Origin of the sequence: Lysobacter antibioticus (genome assembly GCF_000731095.1) — a bacterium.
In the GTDB taxonomy this organism is placed as follows: domain Bacteria; phylum Pseudomonadota; class Gammaproteobacteria; order Xanthomonadales; family Xanthomonadaceae; genus Lysobacter; species Lysobacter antibioticus_B.
The window spans coordinates 1-24,725 of the sequence record NZ_JMTZ01000063.1 but is presented as its reverse complement, the minus strand read 5'-3'; the positions used below and the strand labels follow the sequence as shown (position 1 = coordinate 24,725).

Annotated in this window: 21 protein-coding genes; 14 read left to right on the top strand and 7 right to left on the bottom strand. The window is 67.5% G+C overall.

Translation table 11 applies throughout. The features are described 5' to 3' along the window. Positions 1 to 193 precede the first annotated feature (193 nt). On the bottom strand, positions 194 to 2,545 hold the full coding sequence (locus tag EX88_RS0117175; protein WP_031373221.1) for a TonB-dependent receptor: 2,352 nt from the start codon (positions 2,543 to 2,545) through the stop codon (positions 194 to 196). A gap of 405 nt (positions 2,546 to 2,950) precedes the next feature. Between EX88_RS0117175 and EX88_RS0117170 the strand changes: the two genes are divergently transcribed. The 4 genes from EX88_RS0117170 (at position 2,951) to EX88_RS0117155 (ending at position 9,875) form a co-directional block, all read left to right on the top strand. Further along, the gene (locus EX88_RS0117170; protein WP_031373220.1) at positions 2,951 to 4,279 is read left to right on the top strand and encodes an MFS transporter; all 1,329 of its coding nucleotides are present in this window, start codon (positions 2,951 to 2,953) and stop codon (positions 4,277 to 4,279) included. Positions 4,280 to 4,339: 60 nt separating this feature from the next. Next, the gene (locus tag EX88_RS0117165; RefSeq protein WP_051885240.1) at positions 4,340 to 5,662 is read left to right on the top strand and encodes a dicarboxylate/amino acid:cation symporter; all 1,323 of its coding nucleotides are present in this window, start codon (positions 4,340 to 4,342) and stop codon (positions 5,660 to 5,662) included. Positions 5,663 to 5,784: 122 nt separating this feature from the next. Then, the gene (locus EX88_RS0117160) at positions 5,785 to 6,987 is read left to right on the top strand and encodes an OprO/OprP family phosphate-selective porin (protein ID WP_031373218.1); all 1,203 of its coding nucleotides are present in this window, start codon (positions 5,785 to 5,787) and stop codon (positions 6,985 to 6,987) included. 221 nt (positions 6,988 to 7,208) lie between these two features. Further along, the gene (locus EX88_RS0117155; RefSeq protein WP_031373217.1) at positions 7,209 to 9,875 is read left to right on the top strand and encodes a hybrid sensor histidine kinase/response regulator; all 2,667 of its coding nucleotides are present in this window, start codon (positions 7,209 to 7,211) and stop codon (positions 9,873 to 9,875) included. A gap of 348 nt (positions 9,876 to 10,223) precedes the next feature. Here the strand turns inward: EX88_RS0117155 and EX88_RS0117150 are convergent, their stop codons facing one another. From EX88_RS0117150 to EX88_RS0117135, 4 genes are all read right to left on the bottom strand, one after another. After that, positions 10,224 to 10,892, bottom strand: coding sequence for a LuxR C-terminal-related transcriptional regulator (locus EX88_RS0117150; RefSeq protein ID WP_031373216.1), 669 nt, complete (start codon positions 10,890 to 10,892; stop codon positions 10,224 to 10,226). Positions 10,893 to 11,160: 268 nt separating this feature from the next. Beyond that, the gene (locus EX88_RS0117145) at positions 11,161 to 12,147 is read right to left on the bottom strand and encodes a malate dehydrogenase (RefSeq protein WP_031373215.1); all 987 of its coding nucleotides are present in this window, start codon (positions 12,145 to 12,147) and stop codon (positions 11,161 to 11,163) included. 127 nt (positions 12,148 to 12,274) lie between these two features. Further along, complete coding sequence (locus EX88_RS0117140; RefSeq protein WP_031373214.1) at positions 12,275 to 12,652, bottom strand: glutaredoxin family protein; 378 nt, start codon at positions 12,650 to 12,652, stop codon at positions 12,275 to 12,277. Positions 12,653 to 12,697: 45 nt separating this feature from the next. After that, complete coding sequence (locus EX88_RS0117135) at positions 12,698 to 13,903, bottom strand: pyridoxal phosphate-dependent aminotransferase (RefSeq protein ID WP_031373213.1); 1,206 nt, start codon at positions 13,901 to 13,903, stop codon at positions 12,698 to 12,700. 52 nt (positions 13,904 to 13,955) lie between these two features. On the opposite strand from EX88_RS0117135, the gene EX88_RS24710 reads away from it, so the two are divergent. Further along, a complete protein-coding gene (locus tag EX88_RS24710) occupies positions 13,956 to 14,273 on the top strand; it encodes a hypothetical protein (protein WP_152566326.1) in 318 nt (105 codons plus the stop codon). Between the two features lie 36 nt (positions 14,274 to 14,309). On the opposite strand, the gene EX88_RS0117125 is transcribed toward EX88_RS24710, so the two are convergent. Next, positions 14,310 to 14,816 carry a peptidylprolyl isomerase gene (locus tag EX88_RS0117125; RefSeq protein WP_031373212.1) on the bottom strand — a complete coding sequence of 169 codons (507 nt, stop codon included), beginning with the start codon at positions 14,814 to 14,816 and terminating at the stop codon, positions 14,310 to 14,312. Positions 14,817 to 15,181: 365 nt separating this feature from the next. Between EX88_RS0117125 and typA the strand changes: the two genes are divergently transcribed. From typA to EX88_RS0117085, 8 genes are all read left to right on the top strand, one after another. Further along, positions 15,182 to 17,011: a translational GTPase TypA gene (gene typA, locus EX88_RS0117120; protein WP_031373211.1), complete on the top strand. Its 1,830-nt coding sequence runs from the start codon at positions 15,182 to 15,184 to the stop codon at positions 17,009 to 17,011. A gap of 377 nt (positions 17,012 to 17,388) precedes the next feature. Continuing rightward, positions 17,389 to 17,862, top strand: coding sequence for a DUF2127 domain-containing protein (locus EX88_RS0117115; protein ID WP_031373210.1), 474 nt, complete (start codon positions 17,389 to 17,391; stop codon positions 17,860 to 17,862). A gap of 136 nt (positions 17,863 to 17,998) precedes the next feature. Then, positions 17,999 to 18,199, top strand: a complete 201-nt coding sequence (gene pqqA / locus EX88_RS27490; protein WP_081931139.1) for a pyrroloquinoline quinone precursor peptide PqqA — start codon at positions 17,999 to 18,001, stop codon at positions 18,197 to 18,199. Positions 18,200 to 18,264: 65 nt separating this feature from the next. Then, complete coding sequence (pqqB, locus tag EX88_RS0117105) at positions 18,265 to 19,197, top strand: pyrroloquinoline quinone biosynthesis protein PqqB (RefSeq protein ID WP_031373209.1); 933 nt, start codon at positions 18,265 to 18,267, stop codon at positions 19,195 to 19,197. Positions 19,198 to 19,252: 55 nt separating this feature from the next. Continuing rightward, positions 19,253 to 20,023, top strand: coding sequence for a pyrroloquinoline-quinone synthase PqqC (pqqC, locus tag EX88_RS0117100; protein ID WP_031373208.1), 771 nt, complete (start codon positions 19,253 to 19,255; stop codon positions 20,021 to 20,023). Beyond that, on the top strand, positions 20,020 to 20,316 hold the full coding sequence (gene pqqD / locus EX88_RS27170) for a pyrroloquinoline quinone biosynthesis peptide chaperone PqqD (RefSeq protein WP_031373207.1): 297 nt from the start codon (positions 20,020 to 20,022) through the stop codon (positions 20,314 to 20,316). Before pqqC ends, pqqD begins: the two co-directional genes overlap by 4 nt. Further along, on the top strand, positions 20,313 to 21,479 hold the full coding sequence (pqqE, locus tag EX88_RS0117090) for a pyrroloquinoline quinone biosynthesis protein PqqE (RefSeq protein WP_235186333.1): 1,167 nt from the start codon (positions 20,313 to 20,315) through the stop codon (positions 21,477 to 21,479). The genes pqqD and pqqE overlap by 4 nt, the downstream gene beginning before the upstream one ends. Positions 21,480 to 21,628: 149 nt before the next feature. After that, positions 21,629 to 23,263: an amidase gene (locus tag EX88_RS0117085; protein ID WP_081931136.1), complete on the top strand. Its 1,635-nt coding sequence runs from the start codon at positions 21,629 to 21,631 to the stop codon at positions 23,261 to 23,263. A 68-nt stretch (positions 23,264 to 23,331) separates the two neighbouring features. Here the strand turns inward: EX88_RS0117085 and EX88_RS0117080 are convergent, their stop codons facing one another. Then, entirely contained in the window at positions 23,332 to 24,336 is a 1,005-nt protein-coding gene (locus tag EX88_RS0117080; protein WP_031373204.1) for an alpha/beta hydrolase, read from the bottom strand. A 115-nt stretch (positions 24,337 to 24,451) separates the two neighbouring features. Here EX88_RS0117080 and EX88_RS27340 point away from each other — a divergent pair, with 115 nt between their 5' ends. After that, positions 24,452 to 24,580, top strand: coding sequence for a hypothetical protein (locus tag EX88_RS27340; RefSeq protein ID WP_268745607.1), 129 nt, complete (start codon positions 24,452 to 24,454; stop codon positions 24,578 to 24,580). Positions 24,581 to 24,725: the final 145 nt, after the last annotated feature.

Below are 24,725 nucleotides of genomic sequence, written 5' to 3'. Positions count from 1 at the left end.
CCCGCACGAGCGGTGCATCCGCAGGGATTTTTCATACGGGACATCCCTGTCCCGATAAAAAACGGCGCGCATCCCTGCGCGCCGCCCTCCGGGTCTTCGACGGCCTTCGCTAGTCCTAGGCTACGCACAGCCAAAGCTACACAACTAGAGCTAGAGCCCAAGCCGAGCAAAAGCAAAAACAAAGCCAAGCCGATCAGAATCGGGCGTCGATGGTCAGAAACACCTGCCGCGGTGCGTTGGCATGGAAGGCGAAAGTCTTGCCCTGCGGATCGGACGCGCTGAACGCGGTCAGATTGCTCGCGGTGCGTTTGTCGGTGAGGTTGCTGCCATTGAGCGCGACCGACCACTGCCGGAACGGGCCCATCGCGCCGAAGGTGTAGCGGGCCGAGGCGTCGAAGGTGGTCGAGCCGCCGAAGCCGTTGTCGTTGGTGTAGGTGTAGTAGCGCTTGCCGGTGTACTTGCCGCTCAGGCTCAGCAGCCAGGGGCCGCTGCGGTAGCTGAGTTCGCTCGACAGCATTTTGTCGGGCACGTCGACCACGCGTTTGTCGCGGGTCTGGATCTCGCGGCCGCTGTCGATGTAGTTATCCTGGTAGGTCGACTTGTTCCACGACAAGGCGTTGTACCACTGGAACTGTTCGCTCGGCTTCCAGATGAAGACCAGCTCGCTGCCGACGCTGTCGACCGAGCCGACGTTGAAGAACTTGGTGATGCACTCCGGCCGGGTGCCGGCTTCGATGCTCGAGCAGGGGTTCAGCGACAGCAGGCGGTTGTCGAAACGTACCGCGTACAGGCTCAACGAGGCCTGGTAGGTCTCGCCGACGCGGCGGTAGCCGGCTTCGATGGTGCGCGACTCCTCGGGGTCGAGGCTGTCCTTCTGCGCATCGAACGCGGCCTGGTTGATCGCCAGCGGGCCGCCGGCGCCGCCGCCGACGAAGGCCGCGACGTTGCGCGTATAGGCCGCAAACAGCTCCTGGCCTTCGCCGAGCTGGTAGCCGATGCCGAGCTGCGGCAGGAAGCTCTTGTCGGTCTTGAGGCGGCCGGTGGCGTTCGGCACTTCCATGGTCGACGGCGCCACCTGGCGGGCGCGCATGTCGACCTGGGTGCTCTTGGCGCCGATGTCGAGGGTCATGCGCCCGTCGAGCAGGCGGATAGTGTCCTGCAGATAGGCTTGGCGCGTGTTGATGCGGTACTTCTGGAAGAACAGGCGGCGATCCGGGTCGCGCAGGTAGCGGTCGTCGTTGACCGGGCCTTCGATGAAATAGAAGTTGCGCTGCACGTCGTGGTGGTTGCTTTCGTACCAGAAGCCGCCTTCGATGCGGTGGTTGCCGATCTCCCAGTTCAACGAGGCCATCGCGCCGTAGCGGTTGATGCCGTAGTTGGTGCTGCGGATCGAGATCGGGATCGCCTTGGAGGTGTTCGGGTAGGAGTAATTGCCCGGCGACCACCAGTGCCCCTGGCCGCGGTTGTCGTGGTAGTAGGCCTGCGACTTCAGCTGCACGCCTTCGCCGAGGTTGAACTCGCCGGCGATCGCGGCGAGGTGGTCGGTGCGCAAGGCACGGCTGGCGTAGTAGGCGTCGTCGATGCTGTTGGCCGGGCCGCTGAAGGCGCAGCGCTTATCGCCGACCAGGTGCTGGCGCGCCGGCCACGGGCGCGGTGCGCAATAGGCCGCGGCCAGGGCGCGTTGCCAATCGGGCTTGTACAGGTTCCAGTCCCAACCGGCGCCGCGCGCAAGCAGGCCCTTGGACAGATAGGCGAAGTTGGCCTGGCTGGTCTCGGCGCTGGCGAGGTAGGCGCTGATGCGGTGGCCGTCGCCGAAGTTGTAAACGGCCTTGAGGTTGACCTGGTTCTGGTCTTGGTTGTCGCCCGGCGCCGACCACATGTCGGCGCTGAGGATCGAGCCGGACAGATACATCGAGAAGCCGCCGTGCTCGCCGGTGTCCAGGCGCGCATAGGTGCGGCGGGTCTTGTCGCTGCCGAAGGTCTGGGCCAGGCGCAGGCCGAACTCGGCCTCCGGATCGGACGAGAAATACTGCAGGGTGCCGCCGAGGTTGCTGGTCGAGGCGGTGCCGAGCGAACCCACGCCGGCGGCGAGTTCGGCGCCGGCGAGGTTTTCGCCGATCAGGGCGCGGCTGATGCCCAGGCCGTTGTAGTTACCGTAGCTGTTGTCGCCGAGCGGGATGCCGTCGAGCGTGTAGCCCAACAGGCGCTGGTTGAAGCCGCGCAGGCTGATGGTCTGGGATTCCTCGTTGGCGCCGTAGACGTCGTTGGACTGCACCGAGATGCCGGGCAGCTTGTTGAGGATCTTCTGTGCGCTGGTGCCCGGGGCCGGCAGTTCCAGGTCGGCGCGCTTGATGCGCTGGACCTGGCGGGTCTCGCCCATGCCGATCACCGACACCGCATCGAGCGTGGTCGCGTCGCTGCCGGCGGCCGCACCGGCCGCAGAGTCGAGGGCACCGGTCTCGAGCTCGGCGGCCTGGGCCGGAAGCATCGCCAGCGCCGACCAGATCGCCAGCGCCAGGGTCGGCGTTGCGTGGGCTCGTTTCATTCGCACATCTCCAAAGGGGCATCGATCACAGCCGGCAAGGATGGAGGTCGCAGATGACGCGCAGATGGCGAGGCTGCGCCCGCGACGCCGCTGCGAGGCGCGAGTGCGGCCGCGCCGCGACGCCGATTGCCGATGGCGCGGTCCGCGGATTCATCGACCGCCGTCACGGCGCCGAAGCCCCTCGCCGCCGTCGATCCGCACACGCCGAATGCGGCGGAGCGCCTGCATTTCCGGCCTTCGGCGCGGCCTCGGCCGGCCCTAACCCTAAGGTGCTATTGGTCGCGGCCGGCCGCGCGCCCACCATCGGCAGCGGGCGCAGGGACGTGCCGCCGTCGTGCCATGGCCGTTCCGCGATGCCTCCGCATCGAACGATCCGGCGCCGTCCCTACCCAACCAGGAGCCGCCGTGAGCGCCACCACCGCCGACACCCTCCTCGCCAGCGCCCCGGCCATGAGCCCCAGCCAGCGCCTGAAGTCGATCTTCTCCGGGTCGATCGGCAACTTGGTCGAGTACTACGATTGGTACGTCTACAGCGCGTTCTCGCTGTACTTCGCCCACGTGTTCTTCCCCAAGGGCGACCCTATCTCGCAAGCGCTCAATGCCGCGGCGATCTTCGCCGTGGGTTTCCTGATGCGCCCGCTCGGCGGCTGGGTGTTCGGCCGTTACGCCGACCGCCACGGCCGCAAGGCGGCGCTGATGCTGTCGGTGCTGATGATGTGCACCGGCTCGCTGATCATCACCTTCACCCCGGGCTACGAGACCCTGGGCATCTTCGCGCCGATCCTGTTGGTGTTCGCGCGCCTGCTGCAGGGCCTCAGCGTCGGCGGCGAATACGGCAGCTCGGCGACCTACCTCAGCGAGATGTCCTCGCGCGAGAACCGCGGCTTCTGGTCGAGCTTCCTTTACGTCACCCTGATCATGGGCCAGTTGCTCGCCCTGATGGTGCTGATCGTGTTGCAGCAGTTCGTGCTCGACGACGAGCAGCTGAAGTCCTGGGGCTGGCGCATCCCGTTCGCGATCGGCGCCCTGGCCGCGGTGATCGCCCTGTACCTGCGCCGCAACATGCAGGAAACCGAATCCTTCACCAAGCTCAAGGCCAGCGACACGCCGCAGCGCAAGGAAGGCTCGCTGCGCACCCTGATGCAGCACCCGCGCGCGGTATTGACGGTGATCGGCCTGACCATGGGCGGCACCCTGGCGTTCTACACCTACACCAACTACATGCTGAAGTTCCTCACCATCAGCACCGGCTTCGACAAGGAGACCGCGTCGTTGATCAACGCCGCGACCCTGTTCGTCTACATGCTGATGCAGCCGCTGGTCGGCGCACTGTCGGACCGCATCGGCCGACGTCCGCTGCTGATCGCCTTCGGCGTGCTCGGCACGGTGTTGACGGTGCCAGTGATGCACCTGATCCAGGACGCACAGACGCCGATGCAGGCGTTCTGGCTGATCATGATCCTGCTCAGCGCGGTCAGCGGCTACACCGCGATCAACGCGGTGGTGAAGGCCGAACTGTTCCCGGTCGAGATCCGCGCGCTCGGCGTCGGCCTGCCCTACGCGCTCACCGTCGCCCTGTTCGGCGGCACCGCCGAACCGGTGGCGCTGTGGTTCAAGAAGATCGGCATGGAGACCGGCTTCTTCTGGTACGTCAGCGCCTGCATCGCCTGCTCGCTGCTGGTCTACACCCTGATGCCCGACACCCGCAAGCATTCGCACATCGACCGCGACTGAGCGCCAACGCTCCACTCACTGCTCGTTCCTCTCCACTCGTTCCTCGCCTGAGTACCCGCCATGAAAAAGTCCGGCTCGCGTTTCTACCTCTGGGTGCTCGGCGCCATTCTCCTGGGCGGCGTGGTCGGCCACTTCTTCCCGGACTTCGCGGTCAAGCTCAAACCGCTCGGCGATGGCTTCATCTCGCTGATCAAGATGCTGATCGCGCCGATCATCTTCTTGACCGTGGTGCTCGGCATCGCCGGCGTCTCCGACGTCAAGAAGGTCGGCCGCGTCGGCGTGAAGGCCATCCTCTATTTCGAGGTCGTCTCGACGATCGCTTTGGTGATCGGCCTGATCGTGGTCAACACGCTCAAGCCCGGCGCGGGCTTCAACGCCGATCCGGCCACCCTGGATGCGAGCGCGGTCGAGAAATACGCCGCCGCGGCCAAGGACCAGAGCACGGTCGAGTTCCTCCTGCACATCATTCCCAAGACCTTCACCGATGCCTTTACCGGTAACGGCGACCTGTTGCAGGTGCTGCTGCTCGCGGTGCTGTTCGGCTTCGCCCTGCTGCACATCGGTAAGACCGGCGAGAAAATCGTCGACCTGTTCGAGTCGGTGTCGAAGGTGTTCTTCGGCATGATGAGCATGATCATGAAGCTGGCCCCGATCGGCGCCGGCGCAGCGATGGCCTTCACCATCGGCAAGTACGGCGTCGACTCGCTGGGCCCGCTGGCGCGCCTGATGGGCAGCTTCTACCTGACCTGCGCGGTGTTCATCCTGGTCGTGCTCGGCACCATCGCCTACTTCACCGGCTTCAGCATCCTGCGCTTCATCCGCTACATCCGCGACGAACTGCTGCTGGTGCTCGGCACCTCGTCGTCGGAGTCGGCGCTGGTGCCGCTGATGCGCAAGCTCGAACGCCTGGGCTGTTCCAAGCCGGTGGTCGGCCTGGTGGTTCCGAGCGGATATTCCTTCAACCTCGACGGCACCAACATCTACCTGACCATGGCGACGATCTTCATCGCCCAGGCGCTGAACGTCGACCTGACCCTGACCCAGGAACTGACCCTGCTCGCGGTGGCGATGCTGACCTCGAAGGGCGCCTCCGGCGTCACCGGCGCCGGCTTCATCACCCTCGCCGCGACCCTGACCGTGGTGCCGGCGGTGCCGGTCGCGGGTCTGGCGCTGATCCTCGGCATCGACCGCTTCATGAGCGAGGCGCGCGCTTTGACCAACTTCATCGGCAACGGCGTCGCCACCATCGTGGTGGCGCGCTGGGAGAACGAGCTCGATCGCGACAAACTCAACCATGAGCTGCTCAACCCGCCGAGCGCGGTCGAACTCGACGCCGCCCTGCCCTCGGACACGCACGCGCCGCTGGCCGACAAGATCGCCTGAGCCCTCCGTAACGCCCGCTTAGCGACACCCCCTCCCTTAGCCATCGCCGCAGCCGGACGCATCGCGTCCGGCACGGCACGCTGCTGCCAGGACGGCTGCTGCACGACCCTGGAGCCCGCCCGATGCCGCGTCCCGATCGTCTCGCCCTCGCCTTGTCCGCCGTGTTGTTGTCGTCCGCCTCGTGCATCGCCCAGGCCGCCGGCTTCGACGATTGGCCTACCAAGTACAGCTTCGGCAACGGCACCGAGTTGTCGGCCACCGGCAATTTCGCCTACGACGTGGTCGACTTTTCCGGCGACCGCGGCTACGGCACCGTGGCGACCGCGCTCGGCGACGACGGCCACTACCGTCGCCGCGAATTCGGCATCGGCCTGAAGAAAAAAGATGTCTACGATTTCACCGCGGTCATGGATTTCGAGTCCAAGCTCTGGCTCGACGTCGCCCTGCGCCTGGAAACCAAGGCGCTGTTCGGCGCCGACTACGGCAAGCTGCGGGTCGGCTATTTCAAGACCCCGGTCAGCATGGAAAGCGTCGCGGCCTCGCGCACGGGCAGCATGATGGAACTGTCGGCAGCCTCACAGGCGATGTTCCAGGGCCGCCGCACCGGCGTGGAGTGGTCGTTGGAACGGCCGCGCTATGCCGTGAGCACGGCCTACTTCTTCGGTCACGACCTGCAGGGCGACAACCCCGGCACCACCGCCGCGGCGCGCGCGGTGTGGACGCCGGTCAAGGACAAGAACCGCGTCGTGCATCTGGGCCTGACCGGCTCGGTCGAGAACCCGCACGGCTTCCGCGACGGACGCGGCGCCTACTTCGGCCCGTCGGCGCGGTTCCGTGCGCGACCGGAGAATGGACTGACGCCGGTGCGCCTGGTCGACTCGGGCAGCCTGCGCAACACCGACCGCATCGTGCGCAACGGCCTGGAAGCGCTGTGGATCGACGGCCCCTGGTCGGTGCAGGCCGAGTACCTGCGCGCCAGCGCCGAACGCGAAAACGGCGCGCGCGATTTCACCGCCCACGGTTATTACGTGACCGGCAGTTGGGTGCTGACCGGCGAATCCCGCCCCTACAGCAACAACAACGTCGCCAACATCAAACCGACGCACGGCTATGGCGCGGTGGAACTGCTCGCGCGTTACGGCGAACTCGACCTCGACGACGGCGGCATCGCCGGCGGCCGCCAGCGCGACCTGACCCTCGGCGTGAACTGGTACCTGACCACGCACTTCAAGTTCCAGGCCAATTACGTGCGCATGTCGGCCGACAAGGGTGTGTTGTCGGCCGACCCCGACGTGCTGGAGCTGCGGGCGCAGGTGCATTTTTGAGTCTCGTGTGAGCATCGTCGCGCAGTAGTTGCTTTGACGCGGTCGCGGCTCGCGCCGCTCCTACCCCTTAAGAGCGCGCCGCTTTGGGTAGGAGCGACGTCCTACTGGATTTGCTCCGGTCACCAGTCGCGACCGCGAACCCTCGACACCCGGCGCCACTGCGGCCCTCGGCCCAAACCGGTTAGTCTTGCACCGAGGCCTCAACGAGCCCCGCCCCCGTGATTCCCCGCCCTCGCCAGCTCAAGACCGCGCTCTGGATCGCCGCGATCCTGGCCGTGCTGTTGCTGGCGATGCTGATCGCCGGGCGCGTGGCCTATACCCGGGCGCTGCAACGCCAGGCCGCCGAGGCGCGGGTCCTGCTCGATCAACGCGCCCAGGTCATCGAACAGCACATCGACCGCTACCGGATCATGCCGGCGGTGCTGTCGCTCGATCCGCAACTGCGCGCCACCCTCGCCAATCCGGACGACAAGCTGCAACGCCAGCGCGCCAACGAACGTCTGGTCCAGCTCAATTTCGCCAACCGCACCAGCACCCTGACCCTGATCGACGGCAACGGCATCGGCATCGCCGCGAGCAACTGGGCGGGGTCGAACAGCAACGTCGGCCATTCCTATGCCTTCCGCCCTTATTTCCAGCAGGCGATGACCGAAGGCACCGGCGAGTTCTATGCGATCGGCGTGACCACCCACGTGCCCGGCCATTTCATCGCCCGCGCCATCCACGACGAACGCGGCGGCGCGGTCGGCGCGGTCGCAGTCAAGGTCGAACTCGAAGACATCCGTTCGGACTGGAGCGAGCGCGGCGATCTGGTCTTGCTCAGCGACGCTAACGCCGTGGTGTTCCTGAGCGCGACGCCGCAGTGGCGCTACCGCATGCTGGAGCCGCCAACACCGGCGCAACGCCGCGAACTGCAACTGACCCGCCAATATCAAGGACAGCCCTTGCGCCTGGCCTCGATCCGGCTCGAACGCGACATCGGCGGCGGCGCGCGCGTGGTGCGCCTGCGCGACCCGGCGATGCGCGAGCCGATGCTGTGGCAATCGCTGCACCTGCCGCGCGAAAACTGGACCCTGCACCTGCTGCGCGACACCACGCCGAGCCTGCGCACCGCCTGGATCGCGCGCGCGGTCGCCGCCGGCGGCTGGTTGCTGCTGGTCTCGCTGGCCCTGCTGATCCTGCAGCGCCACCGCATCGCGACGCTGCGCCTGCGCAGCCGGCAGGAACTGGAAAAGATGGTCGAGCACCACGCCGAGGCCTTGCGCACGGCGCAGGACGGCGTGGTCCAGGCCGCGCGCCAGGCAAGCCTCGGCGAAGGCCACAGCCTGGAGCATTTGCCGCAGGGCGTCAGCGTGGTCGATTCGCAACTGCGTCTGGTCGCCTGGAACCAGCGTTACGCCGAGTTGTTCCGCTACCCGCCCGAACTGCTGCAGGTCGGGCGGCCGATCGAGGACCTGATCCGCTACAACGCCCGCCGCGGCCTGCTCGGCAGCGATCCCGAAGAGGCGATCCGCCGCCGCCTCGATCACCTGCAACGCGGCCAGCCGTACCTGCACGAACGCGAGCGCCCCGACGGCACCGTCATCGAGATCCGCGGCAACCCGATGCCGGACGGCGGCTTCGTCACCAGCTACGCCGACATCACCGCCTACAAACAGGCCGCGCGCGATCTGCGCACGCTCGCCGACAGCCTCGAACGCGGCATCGAACAACGCACCAGCGACCTGCAGACCGCCAAGGGCGAGGCCGAACGCGCCAACCGCTCCAAGACCCGCTTCGTCGCCGCGGCCGTGCACGACTTGTTGCAGCCCTTGAACGCGGCGCGCATGTATCTGTCGTCGCTGCGCCGGCGCGTCGATGCCGAGGGCATCGAACTCACCGACCACATCGAGGCCGCGCTGGCGGCGCAGGACGACATCCTGTCGAGCCTGCTCGACATCTCGCGCCTGGAATCGGGCGCGCTCGAAGTGCGCCGTGGCGCCCTGCCCTTGGCGCGCGTGTTCGCCACCATCGACAGCCAGTTCCGCATCCTGGCCGAGTCGCGCGGCTTGCGCCTGCACTGCATCGCCTCCAGCGCCGTGGTCGACAGCGACGAAGTGCTGTTGCGCCGGATCGTGCAGAACTTCCTCTCCAACGCCTTGCAGTTCACTCCGCGTGATGGCCGCATCGTGCTCGGCGCACGGCGCCTGGACGATAGCCTGCGCATCGAGGTCTGGGATACCGGCCCCGGCATTCCGGCCAACAAACTCGAACTGATCTTCGAGGAATTCCAGCGCCTCGACCTCGGCATCGAAGCGCCGGCGCGCGGCGCCGGGCTCGGTCTGGCGATCGTACGTCGCGTCGCCCAACTGCTCGACCACCGCATCGCGGTGCGTTCGTGGCCCGGCCGCGGCAGCGTGTTCTCGGTGGAAGTGCCGTATGCGGCCACCCAAGCCGAACCGGCTGCGGCCGCCGCTTCGGACCAAGCCCACGATAGCGATGCCGTATCCGATTTCGACCCGTTGTTGCGCGGCCGCCGCGTGTGGGTGGTCGACGACGATCTGCATTCTCGACACGCCGCGCAACGGCTGCTCAGCGATTGGGGCTGCTGCGTCGACACGGCCGCCGACGCGGCCGGCGCCCTGCACATGGCCGCGTCGCGGGCCATGCCCGAACTGTTGCTGCTCGATTATCGCCTGGGCGAAAGCACCGGCTTCGAGCTGGCCCTCCAACTCGAAGCCGAGTGGGAGCGCATGCCGCCGGTGGTGCTGATGTCGGCCGACGCCGACCCCACTCTGCGCCCGCGCGCCGCCGAACGCGGCTGGAGCTTCCTGCCCAAACCGCTCAAACCGGCCGCACTGCGCGCACTGTCGATGCGCTTGTTGGCACGCGGTGCGGTTGAAGGATAGGGATCGAGTGTTCGGAGCGAGCCTTAGCAGAGACAAGGCACTGCGCGGCTTTGCTTGAGCGTTCGCCGTAAAGCCAAAGCAAATCCCCCCTGCCCCCTTTTTCAAAGGGGGGAACTGCACGGCCACCTTGTCGCGTTGTCGGCAGTGCAAGATCCCAGCTCGTAACGAGGTTGCCGACCGGAATAATCGCCCCCTTTGACAAAGGGGGCTGCGGCCTGCGCGGCTACGAAGCCTGAGTTCGACTCAATGGCGCGGGGGATTTGCTTGAGCGCTCACTGCAAAGCCGCCTGCTTCCCTTACCCTTTTGCAAAGGGGAGAACCGCACACGGGTGCCGGCGTCCTCTTCCGTTACTGCGCCGTCGAGCCGCGCAAGTCCGCGCCTTCGTCTTCCAGCGACAGGCCTTTCACCAGCACCGCCGCCTGGGTGCGCGAGTGGCAGCCGAGTTTGCGCAGGATCGCGGTGACGTGGATCTTCACCGTGTTTTCGGCCAGCGACAGTTCGTAGGCGATCTGTTTGTTGAGCAGGCCATCGGCGAGGCGCATCAAGACGCGCAGTTGCTGCGGCGTCAGCAGGGCAAGACGGTCGGCGAGTTGCGCATCGTGTTCGTCGCGTTCGGCCTTCTGCGCCGGAAACCAGACATCGCCGGCCAGCACCGCCTTGACCGCTTCGCCGAGCACCGTGGTCGGCGCCGACTTGGGTACGAAGGCGGCGGCGCCGAACTGCTGGGCACGACGGATCGTACGCGGGTGTTCGTTGGAGGAAATGATCACCACCGGCAACTCGGGCCGCTCGCCGCGCGCGTATACCAGCGAGGAGAAACCCATCGCGCCGGGCATCATCAGGTCGAGCATGGCGAGGTCGAATTCCTCGCCGCTGGCGATGGCCGCCTCGAGCGCGCTCTGGCTCGACACCTCGACGATGCTGGCGCCCGGCGCGATCTCGCCGAGCGCATAACGCAACGCCGCCCGGAACATCGGGTGGTCGTCGGCAATCAACAGGCGCAGGGTCTCGCTCATCGGACTGGGGTCCCCTCGGACTTCGGAGCGGGATCGATGCTACACGCTCGCGGCCGGTTCGGCGGCAGAGGGCCCGCCCCCTTTCGACCAAGGGGAAAACGCCTGGGGTGCTGCGCAATGGGCCGACGACGCGAGCCGCCATCGCGATGCGTCGGCGAAACACGGGGCGATCGCCGCGGAGAGGGATCGGGGCATCCGGCGATCCAGCCCCCAAACGAAAACGGGGCGGCCAAGGCCGCCCCGTTCATGCATCGCGATCGCGCGGCGATCAGCCCAGCAGGTGGGCCACGCCGGCGCGCTCTTCTTCGAGCTCGGCCAGGGTCTTGTCCATGCGCTCGCGGCTGAAGGCGTCGATTTCGAGGCCTTCCACGCGGGCGTATTCGCCGTTCGCGGTGATCACCGGCACGCCGTACATCACGCCTTCCGGGATGCCGTAGCTGCCGTCGGACGGCACGCCCATGGTCACCCACTTGCCGTTGCTGCCGAGCACCCAGTCGCGGATGTGGTCGATCGCGGCGTTGGCCGCCGAGGCCGCCGAGGACAGGCCGCGCGCTTCGATGATCGCCGCGCCGCGCTTGCCGACGGTCGGGATGAAGCTGTCGGCGTTCCAGGCGGCGTCGTTGATCTTGTCCTTCAGCGACACGCCGCCGGCCTTGGCGAAGCGGTAGTCCGGGTACATCGTCGGGCTGTGGTTGCCCCACACGATCAGGCTGTCGATGTCGCCCACGGCGACGCCGGCCTTGGCGGCGAGCTGGCTCAGCGCGCGGTTGTGGTCCAGGCGCAACATGGCGGTGAAGTTCTTCGCCGGCAGGTCCGGAGCCGACTTCATCGCGATGTAGGCGTTGGTGTTGGCCGGGTTGCCGACCACCAGCACCTTGACGTCGCGCGAAGCGACCTTGTTCAGCGCCGCGCCCTGGGCGGTGAAGATCTTGGCGTTTTCCAGCAGCAGGTCCTTGCGCTCCATGCCCGGGCCGCGCGGACGCGCGCCGACCAGCAGGGCCACGTCGGCGTCCTTGAACGCGACTTCGGCGTCGTCGGTGCCGATCACGCCGGCCAACAGCGGAAACGCGCAGTCCTCGAGCTCCATGATCACGCCCTTCAGCGCGGCCTGAGCTTTTTCGAGCGGCAGTTCGAGCAACTGCAGGATGACGGGCTGGTCCTTGCCGAGCATTTCGCCGGAGGCGATGCGGAACAGCAGCGAGTAGCCGATCTGGCCGGCAGCACCGGTGACGGCAACGCGGACGGGGGTCTTCATCGGGGTGTTTCCTTCGCTAGTTGATCGATGGTGCGGGCGCGGGGGCCCGCCAAGGTGATCGTGAATGAGGATGCGAAAGCGCCTGGCGCTTTCAAATTCGATAGCTGCGCCAAGCGCTCCAGGCGCTTCAGAGTCGATAGCCCAGCGGTTTCAGCCGGTCCTTGATCTCGTCCATGTCGTAGCCGTAGACGATCTCCTGGCCGACGATGGTCACCGGCACGCCACGCGCGCCGACCGCGCTCATGGCGCGCTGGCCGGCGGGCGTGTCGATGTCGATGATGCTGTAGCGCACGTCGGCGAGTTCGAAATCCTTGCGCAGCTTTTCGCAGTAGCCGCACCACTCCGCGGCCAGCATCACGATGCGCTTGTCGCCGGTCTGGTGACGCGGGTCGTCGGGTTTCAGTTCGGCCTGGCGCGTGGCGAACCAGGCGGTATCGCCCTTGTAGGCCAGCGCATACGCGCCACCGGCCAGACCCAGGATCAGCAGGACGGTGAGTACGCGCATTGCGAGGCTTTCCTTGGCTACGTCAGTGATGGGACTTCGCCGGGCTCAGACGAGCTCGGCGAAGAACTCCTGGAACCGCTGCAGGCCCGGAGCGAGCTGCGGCGTCGGGCAGGTGTAGCTGATGCGCAGCGCGCGCGGCTCGCCGAACGCCGAACCCGGCACGCAGGCGACGCCCTTGGTTTCCAGCAGCGCGCTGCAGAAATCCATGTCGTTGCCGATCTTCAGGCCGCTCGGCGCATGGGTCTTGCCGAAGGCGACGCTGATGTCCGGGAACACGTAGAACGCCCCCTGCGGACGCGGGCAAACCACGCCCGGAATGGCGTTCATCACTGCCATGACCTGATCGCGCTTGGCCTGGAACTCGGCGCATTTTTGCGTCGGCACGTCCTGCGGGCCCGACAGCGCGGCGACCGCGGCGGCGGTGACGACTTCCGGCACGTTGGTGATGTGGTTGGAGTTCATCGTGGTCACGGCCTGGGCGACCGATTCCGGTCCGGCCATGAAGCCCACGCGCCAACCCGGCATGCCGTAGGTCTTGGACAGCGAGTCGATGAAGATCACGCGGTCGCGCAGTTCCGGACGGGCATGGACGAAGTTGTGGTAGCCCAGGCCGTCGAACACCATGCGGTTGTAGATGTCGTCGGTGATGATCCAGGTGTCGGGATACTTCGCCACGACGTCGGCCAGCGCGTCGATTTCTTCCTTCCCGTAGACCATGCCGGTCGGGTTGGACGGGTTGTTGAACAAGAACACCTTCGGCTTCTTCGCCAGTGCGGCGTCGAGCTGGGCGGGGGTGAGCTTGTAGTCCTGCGAAGCCGGGCACGGCAGCAGGTCGATCTGGGCGTTGACGATCTCGGCGATGTCGAGATAGCTGGTCCAGTACGGGGTCGGGAACGCGATCGTGTCGCCTTCGTCGAGCAGCGCTTCGGCGATGTTGTAGATCACGTGCTTGGCGCCGATGCCGGTGGCGACGTTGACGCGGCCGTAGCCGGTCAGGCCGATCTTGCTCATGTGCTCGATGAAGGCATCCAGCAAGGCGTCGGCGCCGCGGTTGCTGCCGTACTGGCCGCTGTCTTTGGCCAGCGCATCGCGCACGGCGGCGTAGACATGGTCGCCGGGCAGAAAGTTGGGAACGCCGATCGAAAAGCTGATGATGTCGCGGCCTTCGGCTTTGAGCCGCTTGGCCTTTTCGGCAACCTGCATGATCGCGCTGGGCTTGGCGCGACCGATGCGCCGGGCGAGCTGGGGCATCGTCTTGAACCTCGTGGGGTGGTGTACGACGGAGCTGGTGCGGGAGAGGAGCGTGCGCGAGACGGCAGTGGCGGCGCGTCGGCGCGCCCGGCAGCTGAAGAACAATGCTCCGGAAACGCCTGCCGGAACCACTGGTTCGAGCCGCAAAATGGTAGCACAGCGTCGCCGCCGCGCCGGCTTCGATCAGGCCTGTTTACGCGCCCGGATCGGCGTCTTCGCCGCCGTTCGCGGTGCCCGATCGGCCGCGCCGCTTTGCCGGGGCGGCCGCTTCGGCGCGGCCCTGGCGCGGCCGCCGCGGCGGATGCCGGCGGCGGCGCTGCAGAAACGAAAAGACGGCCTTGCGGCCGTCTTTCCTGTCCAGCCTTGGTGAGGGCCGCGGCGGTGGCCGCCGCAGCCCCGCCGCGCCTCAGGCGCGGGCGTTCTCGTCGAGGACCTTGTTCCAGTCGGCGACGCGCTCGGCCTTGGCGGCCAGGGCGCCGGCGACGTCGCCTTCGATCTTGACCGACTTGATCTTGTCGCCCTGCTTGACCGCATCGACCACGTCCAGGCCTTCGAGGACCTTGCCGAACACGGTGTGCTTGCCGTCGAGCCAGTCACAGACGATGTGGGTGATGAAGAACTGGCTGCCGTTGGTGCCCGGGCCGGCGTTCGCCATCGACAGCACGCCGCGCTGATGGCCCAGGCCGTTACGGGTCTCGTCTTCGAAACGGTAGCCGGGGCCGCCGGTGCCGGTGCCCTGCGGGCAGCCGCCCTGGATCATGAAGTTCGGGATCACGCGGTGGAAGTTCAGGCCGTCGTAGAAGCCGCGCTGGGCCAGATTGACGAAGTTGGCGACGGTCAGCGGCGCCTTGTCGGCGGCGAGTTCGACGCGGATCGGGCCGCGGTCGGTGTCGAAAGTGGCGATCAGGCTCATACAGCGGACTCCAGATGGTGCGAGGGGATGGGACAACGGACGTTCGGCAGCCGACATGGCGGCGCCCGGGGCCATCCACAAGGGTACCCGATGGGCGATTCGGGCCGTCCCGCCATGAACCGCGCGCGGCCGCGCCCGCGGCAGCCGGCGGCGCCTGGCTCAGCTTGGGGCGGTCCGCAGGGGCCGCGGGGATAACGGCGTCCGAGGCCTGCACCCCGGAGTCTGCCCGGCCTGGACCGCCCTGCCCCGTTCATAAAACTGGCCCGCAGGCGAATAAATCCTCGCCCCGCAGGCACTTGCCATGTTTGCCCGCTATAATGATCGGCTTACTTCCTCAGCTATAGCGCCTTCCGGCGTCCAATCGCATGTCCATCGAACGCCTGCGCAATATCGCCATCGTCGCCCACGTCGACCATGGCAAGACCACCCTCGTCGACTGCCTGCTCAAGCAGTCGGGCACCCTGTCCGAACGCACGGTGCTGGCCGAGCGCGCGATGGACAGCAACGACCAGGAAAAGGAACGTGGCATCACGATCCTGGCCAAGAACACCGCCATCACCTGGCAGGGCAACCGCATCAACATCGTCGACACCCCAGGCCACGCCGACTTCGGCGGTGAGGTCGAGCGCGTGCTGTCGATGGTCGACTCGGTGCTGATCCTGGTCGACGCGATGGACGGCCCGATGCCGCAGACGCGCTTCGTCACCCAGAAGGCCTTCGCAATGGGCTTCAAGCCGATCGTGGTGGTCAACAAGATCGACCGCCCGGGCGCCCGTCCGGACTGGGTCATCGACCAGGTGTTCGACCTGTTCGACAAGCTCGGCGCCACCAATGAGCAGCTCGACTTCCCGATCGTCTACGCCTCGGCGCTGCACGGCTACGCCAGCCTCGACGACTCCGCGCGCTCGGGCGACATGACCCCGCTGTACGAAGCGATCATGAAGCACGTGGCGCCGCCGCAGGTCGACCTCGACGGCCCGTTCCAGATGCGCATCAGCCAGCTGGACTACAGCAACTTCGTCGGTCTGATCGGCATCGGCCGCATCCAGCGCGGCAAGGTCCGCCGCAACATGCCGGTCAGCGTGATCGACCGTCACGGCAAGAAGCGCCAGGGCAAGGTCCTGCAGGTGCTCGGCTTCATGGGCCTTGAGCGTCTGGAGACCGAGGAAGCCGAGGCCGGCGATATCGTCGCCATCTCCGGCGTCGCCGAGCTGTCGATCTCCGACACCGTGTGCGCGCTCGACACCCCGGAAGCCCTGCCCGCCCTGACGGTGGACGAGCCGACCATCAGCATGACCTTCCAGGTGAACAATTCGCCGTTCGCCGGCAATAAAGAGCTCAGCGGCGGCAAGTTCCTGACCAGCCGCCAGCTGCGCGAGCGCCTGGAGCGCGAGACGCTGCACAACGTGGCGCTGAAGGTCGAGGAAGGTTCCGACCCGGACAAGTTCCTGGTCTCGGGCCGCGGCGAGCTGCACCTGTCGGTGCTGATCGAAAACATGCGCCGCGAAGGTTTCGAGCTGGCCGTGTCGCGCCCGGAAGTCATCATCAAGGAAATCGACGGCAAGCTGATGGAGCCGATCGAGCAATTGGTGGTCGACATCGAAGAGCAGCACCAGGGCGGCGTCATGGAGAAGCTCGGCACCCGCAAGGCGCAGATGAAGAACATGGAGCCCGACGGCAAGGGTCGCGTGCGCCTGGATTACATGATCCCGGCGCGTGGCCTGATCGGCTTCCAGAACGAGTTCCGCACCCTGACCCAGGGTTCGGGCCTGCTGTTCCACGTGTTCGACCATTACGGCCCGAAGGAACAGGGCGCGATCGCCAAGCGCATCAACGGCGTGATGATCGCGAATGCGCCGGGCGCCACTCCGGCCTACTCGCTGGGCCCGCTGCAGGAGCGCGGCCGCCTGTTCGCCGCCGAGGGCGACAACGTGTACGAAGGCCAGCTGATCGGTATCCACTCCAAGGACAACGATCTGACCGTCAACGCCATCAAGACCAAGCCGCTGACCAACATGCGCGCCTCGGGCAAGGACGATGCGATCCAGCTGAGCCCGGCGATCAAGTACACGCTGGAGCAGGCCCTGGACTTCATCGAGGACGACGAGCTGGTCGAAGTCACCCCGAAGGAAATCCGCCTGCGCAAGAAGTTCCTCACCGAAAGCGATCGCAAGCGCGCCTCGCGCGCGGCCTGATCGCTACGAGCGCCGCCTTGTCCGCAAGGCGGCATCGCCCCAACGCTCTCCCGCCTGCGGGAGAGGCTCGGGCCAAGGAACGCGCGCCGATGGCGCGCGTTTCGGTTTCTGCGGCCTATACCGGCACAGTCGACCGCCACGCTCGACGGCGCAGGCCGGGAACCCTGACGCACAACCGGGATCGAACGCCGCATGTCCATGCACGATCTGATCATGTCCGCCTCTATCCGGTCCGCCTCTATCCGGTCCGCTTCTATCCGGTCCGCCTCTATCCGGCTCGATTCCACCCGGTTCGACCCAAGCCCCTTCGATTCCTGCCGGCTCGCTTCGAATCGATACGCACGGCCTCGCCTGCGATCCGCATCCGGCGCACCGCGATGACCTCGACCGCCCCCGATTACGACAGCGACCCCAAGGCCCATCCGGGTCTGCACCTGATCGCCGCGGTCGAAGCGATCAAGGGCCTGCTCGCCTTGTCGGCCGCGAGCGGGCTGGAACTGCTCGGCCCGGCGCCTTTGCAGCGCTGGATCGAAGAACTCATCAAACGCTTCCATCTCGATCCCGAACACGGCTCGCTGGCCTGGCTCGCGCAGGCGATCAGCCCGCACTCGGTGCACCTGGCCGCCGGCGTCGTGCTCGCTTACGGCCTGTTGCATCTGCTCGAAGCGTGGGGCCTGTGGAAGGCGAAGGCCTGGGCCTCGTGGCTCGGCTGCATCGGCGCGGCCCTGTATCTGCCGTTCGATCTCTATGCCCTGTATCGCCATCCCGGCTGGCTGGCCATTGCAGTTCTCATAATCAACGTGATCGTGGTTTGGGTTCTCGGCCGCGACCTGTTCAAGCGCCGTCACTGAGGCCGGCCGTCGCAGTTCGGCGGCGACATCCGGGCGAGCCGGAACCTGCCGCACGCACCACGATCGGGCTCGAAATCACAGGCGCCGCCCACCCGGCGGGTGTATCGTTTTGAGGTCGCGGCCCCGGCCCGACCGCATGCCGCGGCCTCCGCATCCCGGCGTGCGCGATGCAAGGCCGTGCGGACGCGCGCAAGCCATCGCCCGCGGTTCCACCGTCCCGGCAAGGCCCCACTCCCCAACGCGAGGAACCTACATGAAGACCTGGTCCAAGCCTCAGATCCGCGAAATCTCGGTCGGCTGCGAAATCAATTCGTACTCCTCCGGCGACCTGTTCTGAATCATGCCCGCTTCCGCCGTCGCAACGCGCGCGAGTCGTAACGCTGGCCCGATGGCGACACGATGATGCATATCGTCGTGCTCGGTGCGGCGGCCGGAGGCGGTTACCCGCAGTGGAATTGCAACACCCCCGGCAGCCGGCGCGCCTGGCGCCAGGAGCCCGGCCATAAGCGCCGCAGCCAGGCCAGCATCGCGGTCAGCGCCGATGGCGAACGCTGGCTGCTGATCAACGCCTCGCCCGATTTCCGCCAGCAGGTGCTGGCCATTCCACGGCTGTGGCCGCAACGCGGCCTGCGCCATTCGCCGATCGAGGCGGTGCTGCTGACCAGCGGCGAGATCGACCACATCGCCGGCCTGCTGTCGATGCGCGAACGCCAGCGCTTCGACCTGTGGGCCAGTGCGCGCGTGCTGCAGTTGCTGCGCGACAACGCGATCTTCGATGCGCTCGATCCCGAGTACGTAACGCGCAAGCCGCTCACCCTCGATGCGCCGCTCGATATCGCCGGCCTCGACGCTCCACTCGGCCTGCGCGTGACCGCGTTCAGCGTGCCCGGCAAAGTGCCCTTGTTCATGGAATCGCGCAGCGGCGGCGACCTCGCCGGCTCGGCCGAGGAAACCGTCGGCCTGGAAATTTCCGACGGCGCGCAACGCTGCTTCTATGTCCCCGGCTGCGCGGCGATGACGCCGGCCTTGCGCGAACGCCTGCGCGGCGCGGCCCTGGTGTTCTTCGACGGCACCCTGTGGCGCGACGACGAGCTGATCCGCGCCGAAGTCGGCCGCAAGACCGGCGCGCGCATGGGCCACATGAACATCCTCGGCGAAGGCGAAGGCGACGCCGGCGGCACCCTCGCCGCGTTCGCCGACCTCGACGTGCAGCGCAAGCTGTTCATCCATCTCAACACCACCAACCCGGTGCTCGACGAGGCCTCGCCCGAACGCGCGCACGTCGCCGCGCACGGCTGGGAAGTCGCCGAGGACGGCATGGAGATCACGCTGTGATGGAGATCGGGCTGTGAACGCGCACGCCATCGAAACCGACCCGTCCGGGCCGCGCATCGCCGACGACGCGCTGCTGACGCCTGCGCAGCTCGAAGCGCGCCTGCGCGCGATCGGCGCCGAGCGTTATCACGACAAGCATCCCTTCCATGCGCTGCTGCACAGCGGCCGTCTGAACCGCGGCCAGGTCCAGGCCTGGGCGCTCAATCGCTTCGAGTACCAGCGCTGCATCCCGCTCAAGGACGCCGCCCTGCTCGCCCGCATCGAAGACCCCGACCTGCGCCGCGTCTGGCGCCAGCGTATCGTCGATCACGATGGCGAACGCCCCGGCGACGGCGGCATCGCGCGTTGGCTGCACCTGACCGACGCGCTCGGCCTCGACCGCGAACTGGTCGAATCCGGACGCGGCCTGTTGCCGGCGACGCGTTTCGCGGTCCAGGCCTATATCCACTTCGTGCGCGAACGCAGCCTGCTCGAAGCCATCGCCTCGTCGCTGACCGAGCTGTTCGCGCCGAACATCATCGGCCAGCGCGTCGCCGGCATGCTCGCCCACTACGATTTCGTATCGAAACAGGCCCTCGCCTATTTCGATTCGCGCCTGCACCAGGCGCCGCAGGACGCCCACTTCGCCCTCGACTACGTCAAACATCATGCGCGCACCCGCGAGCAGCAGGACGCGGTCTGCGCGGCGCTGCGCTTCAAGTGCGAAGTGCTGTGGTCGATGCTCGACGCCCTTTACCTGGCCTATGTCGGCAATGCGCCCGGCGAGGACCGCATCGACATGATCCCGCCGGGCGCTTTCCGCCCCGCCCCGGAGCCCGGCGCATGAGTGCGACCATCGATGCCCGCGCGGTACCGCGTTTCCCCGCCGGCGTGCGCCTGCAACACGACCGCGCGCGCGAACAATGGGTGCTGCTGGCGCCCGAACGCGTGGTCGAACTCGACGAGATCGCCCACGCCGTGCTGGCCCGCGTCGACGGCGCCGCCGACGTCGACGCGATCGTCGCCGCGCTCGCGGCCGAGTACGACGCCGATGCCGAGCAAGTCCGCGGCGACGTGCTCGAACTGTTCGCCAGCCTGCTCGACAAGCGCATGCTCGCGGTCGCAGCGCCGGCCTCATGACCGCAGCGACGCCATCGCCGACAGTCGCCGCCGGGCTGGCGCCGCCATTGCGCGCCGAACGCGCACCGGCACCGCCGCTGGCGGTGCTGCTCGAACTCACCCATCGCTGCCCGCTGTCCTGCCCCTATTGCTCCAATCCGCTGCAACTGGTCGGCCTGCGCGACGAACTGGCGACCGCCGACTGGTTGCGCGTGCTCGGCGAAGCCGCCGAACTCGGCGTGCTGCAAGTGCACTTCTCCGGCGGCGAGCCGACCCTGCGCAAGGACTTGCCCGAGTTGCTGCGACACGCGCGTTCGCTGGGCCTGTACTGCAACCTGATCACCTCCGGGGTCGGCGTCGAGCGCGAACGTCTGCTCGCCCTGCAACAGGCCGGCCTCGATCATCTGCAACTGAGCATCCAGGACAGCGAGGAGCGCGGCGCCGACCGCATCGCCGGGTATGCCGGCAGCCATCGGCGCAAGCTCGCCCTGGCGCACTGGTGCGGCGAACTCGGCCTGCCGCTGACTCTCAACGCCGTGGTCCATCGCCACAACGCCGAACGCGTCGCGGCGATGATCGAACTCGCGCTCGATCTCGGTGCCGGCCGGCTCGAAGTCGCCCACACCCAGTACTACGGTTGGGGCCTGAAGAACCGCGCCGCGCTGATGCCGACCCGCGCGCAGCTCGACGCCGTCACCGCCGTGGTCGAGGACGCGCGCCAGCGCCTGCGCGGCACCCTGACCATCGACTACGTCACCCCCGACTATTACGCGCGCCGTCCCAAGGCCTGCATGGGCGGCTGGGCGCAGCGCTTCGTCAACATCACTCCGGAAGGCAAGGTCCTGCCCTGCCACGCCGCCGAAACCATCGCCGGGCTGCATTTCGATTCGGTGCGCGAACGCGGCCTGGGCGAGATCTGGCGCGAGTCGGACGCCTTCCAGCGGTATCGCGGCACCGACTGGATGCCGGACCCCTGCCGCAGCTGCGACCGTCGCGAGATCGACTGGGGCGGTTGCCGTTGCCAGGCGCTGGCTTTGAGCGGACGCGCCGACACCCTGGACCCGGTCTGCGATCGCTCGCCCGACCACGCCGGCGTGCGCGAACTGGCCGAGCGCGAATCGCAGGCGCCGGCGCCGGAATTCGTTTATCGCAAGATCCGGCCCGCGGGCAGCCGCGCGCCCTGAGCCGCATCGGCGCGCCGACACTCGCGCACTGTCCATAGGAGGACCGCCATCCGACCGAACGGCATCCTGCGCCGCACCAGCGGACGAGTGTGCCTCGCCCGTGTACGTTCGCGCGGGCATACTCGCCCGAGTCTCTGCAGGAATCCGCCATGTCCGCCACGCCCGCGCTGCGCCTGAGCGCCGTCGCGCTCGTCCTGGCCGTCGTCGGTTGCGCGAGCAGCGGCGCGCCGCGCCCGACCCGCCCGGCCGTGCCGGCCGACCTGCCGCGCGGTTTCCTGCCTGCCGACCCACTGCGCCTCACCGAGGCCGACAGCGCGACCTTGGCGACACGCATGGCCGCCGGCGACTTCAGCAGCGTCAAACTCACCCAGGCCTACCTCGACCGCATCGCCGCCCTCGACGACGACGGGCCGAGGCTCAACGCGGTGATCGAACTCAATCCGAATGCCGTGGCCGAGGCGCGGGCGCTCGACGAAGAACGCAAGGCCGGCAAGCTGCGCGGCCCGCTGCACGGCATCGCGGTGCTGATCAAGGACAACATCGACGCCACGCCGATGGTCAATTCGGCCGGTTCGCTGGCCCTGGCCGCGCACCGCCCGCCGCAGGACGCGCCGCTGGTCGCCGCGCTGCGCCAGGCCGGCGCGGTGATCCTCGGCAAGACCAATCTCAGCGAGTGGGCCAATTTTCGCTCGACCCGCTCGATCTCCGGCTGGAGCGGCCGCGGCGGTCTGACCCGCAATCCCTACGCGCTCGACCGCACCGCTTGCGGCTCCAGCAGCGGCACCGGCGCCGCCATCGCCGCCAGCCTGGCCACCCTCGGCGTCGGCACCGAGACCGACGGCAGCATCCTCTGCCCGGCGGCCATGAACGGCCTGGTCGGCTTCAAGCCCAGCGTCGGCCTGGTCAGCCGCGCCGGCATCATTCCGATCTCGCACAGCCAGGACAGCGCAGGCCCGATGGCGCGCAACGTCACCGATGCCGCACGACTGCTGAGCGTGCTCGCCGCGGCCGACGCCGGCGGCGATGCCGCTGCACAAGCCGCCGCCGGCAAGCGCATCGACGACTACGTCGCGACGCTCGACGCCGAGTCCTTGCGCGGCGCCCGCCTGGGTTTCATCCGCGACTCCGGGGTCAAGACGCCTCCATCGATCGACGCGGTGCTCGAACGCACGTTCAAGGGCATGCGCGATGCCGGCGCGACCATCGTCGAGGTGCGGATTCCGACCGCGGGGCAGTGGAACAAGGCCGAGTTCGAGGTGCTGCTGTACGAATTCAAGGACGGCGTCGAACGCTACCTGCGCGAACACGATGCACCGGTCAAAACGCTGAGCGAGCTGATCGCCTTCAACCGCGCGAACGCCGCGACCGAGATGCCTTACTTCGACCAGGAGCTGTTAGAACAGGCCAACAAGAAAGGCAGCCTCAAGGAGCCGGCCTATCGCAAGGCCGCGGCGCGCGCGCGCCAACTCGCCGGCGCGCAAGGCATCGATGCGGTGATGAAGCGGCACAAGCTCGACGCCCTGATCGCAGTGGCGACGACCCCGGCCTTCATGGTCGATGCGGTCAACGGCGACCCCTTCGGCGGCGCGAGCTGGGGCGCGGCCGCGGTAGCCGGCTACCCGAGTTTGACCGTGCCGCTCGGCGAAGCCTCCGGCCTGCCGGTAGGCATGGTCTTCATGGGCCGGCGCTGGAGCGATGCGAAGCTGCTGTCGCTGGGCTATGCCTTCGAGCAACTGACTCAGGCGCGCACCGCGCCGAGGTACCGGGCGACGCTGAACCCCTGAGCCGCAAGCGGCTGCGTTGCCGAGCGTGTTCGCTTTGCCTGCACGGTGTGGCTTCGGTTCGCGAGCGATCAATCGCGCAGGAAAGCCGTGGTCGTCGACCACAGCGCCGTGCGCCGCGGTTGCAGGTGCAGCCAATGATTGCCGCCCGAAATCTTGACCTCGCGCCGCTCCGCCGCCCCGCTGAGTTCGGCGTACAGTCGCGCGACATCGGCATCGGTGGTGACGTGGTCCCACTCGCCGCGCACGATCAAAGTCGGCTGACGCACGCGTGCATTGTCGACCAGCGCCTGTCCGGCCCAGAGTCGCTCGATGTCGGCGACCGGCCCGTTGGCAACCCTCACCGACGGCGCGCTGCGCGTGGCCGAGCCTTCGTCGCTGTCCAGATAGGCTTGGCACCATCTTTCCAGTTCCTGCGAGCTGACCGGCGTGGCCGCATCCGCCGGCAAACCAGAGCGCTGCCGAGGCCGTTGATCGGCCGCGCTGATCAAGGTCCAGGCCGGCTTGGCCTCATCGCCTGGCGAGCCGTCGCGAGTCGAAACCGGCCCGAACAACACCAGCTTGTTCACCGCATCGGGATGCTCGATCGCCGCCTGCCGGGCCGGCAGCGTGCCCCAGGAATGCGCGAGCAGATGGATCGGCGCGTGCGGCCGTTCGCGCCCGATCGCGGCGATCGCCGCGGCGATTTGCGCCGCGCCCATGCGGTAATCGCCCCAGGGCGGCGCCGAACCGGGATCGGCCTGGAACACCGCCGGCCGTTCGGAATGGCCATAACCGGCGAAATCCAGACCCCAGGCATCGAAGCCCTGCGCCTGCAGATGGTCGAGCCACGACAGCCCGCCCATGCGCCAGCCGACCGACAAATCGCAGGGGAACGTCGCGCCGTGTACGTACAGCACCACCGGACCGCGGCCCGGCTGCCGCACGAGCGACAAGCTCAGCGTTTCCCCATCCAAGGCGCATGCGACCGAGCGTCGTTCGCGCGCAGGCCGATTACCGGCCGCCATCGCCGGCAGCGGCAACATCGACAGCGCCATCGCCGATAGCGGCCAGGTCATCAGATCGCGTCGGTTCATTGCAGTCGTCGCAGAGGGAGGTGCGGCGATTGTGCGCATTGCATCGTCGGAACGATTCGGTCGGCGCCGAAGCGTCGGCGTTGCGATTGCGATTGCGATTGCGAGAGGTTGCGTCATGCCGTCGATGCTCCGTCGCATCGGCGAATTCGCGGTCGCGGCTTGCGCCGCTCCTACCCAAGAGCAACGGCGGCTGCTGCTGTTGCTGTTGCTGTTGCTGTTGCTGTTGCTGTTGCTGTTGCCATGAAAGCTTGGCGTAGTTCCGAACTTGCGATGCAATCGTAGACCCGGAGGGCGGCGCACAGGACGTGCGCCCAGCCTTTAGAAAAGAGTGACTCGATAGGACAAGGATGTCCTATCGAAAAATCCCGGCGCGGGCATCGCACTCGTGG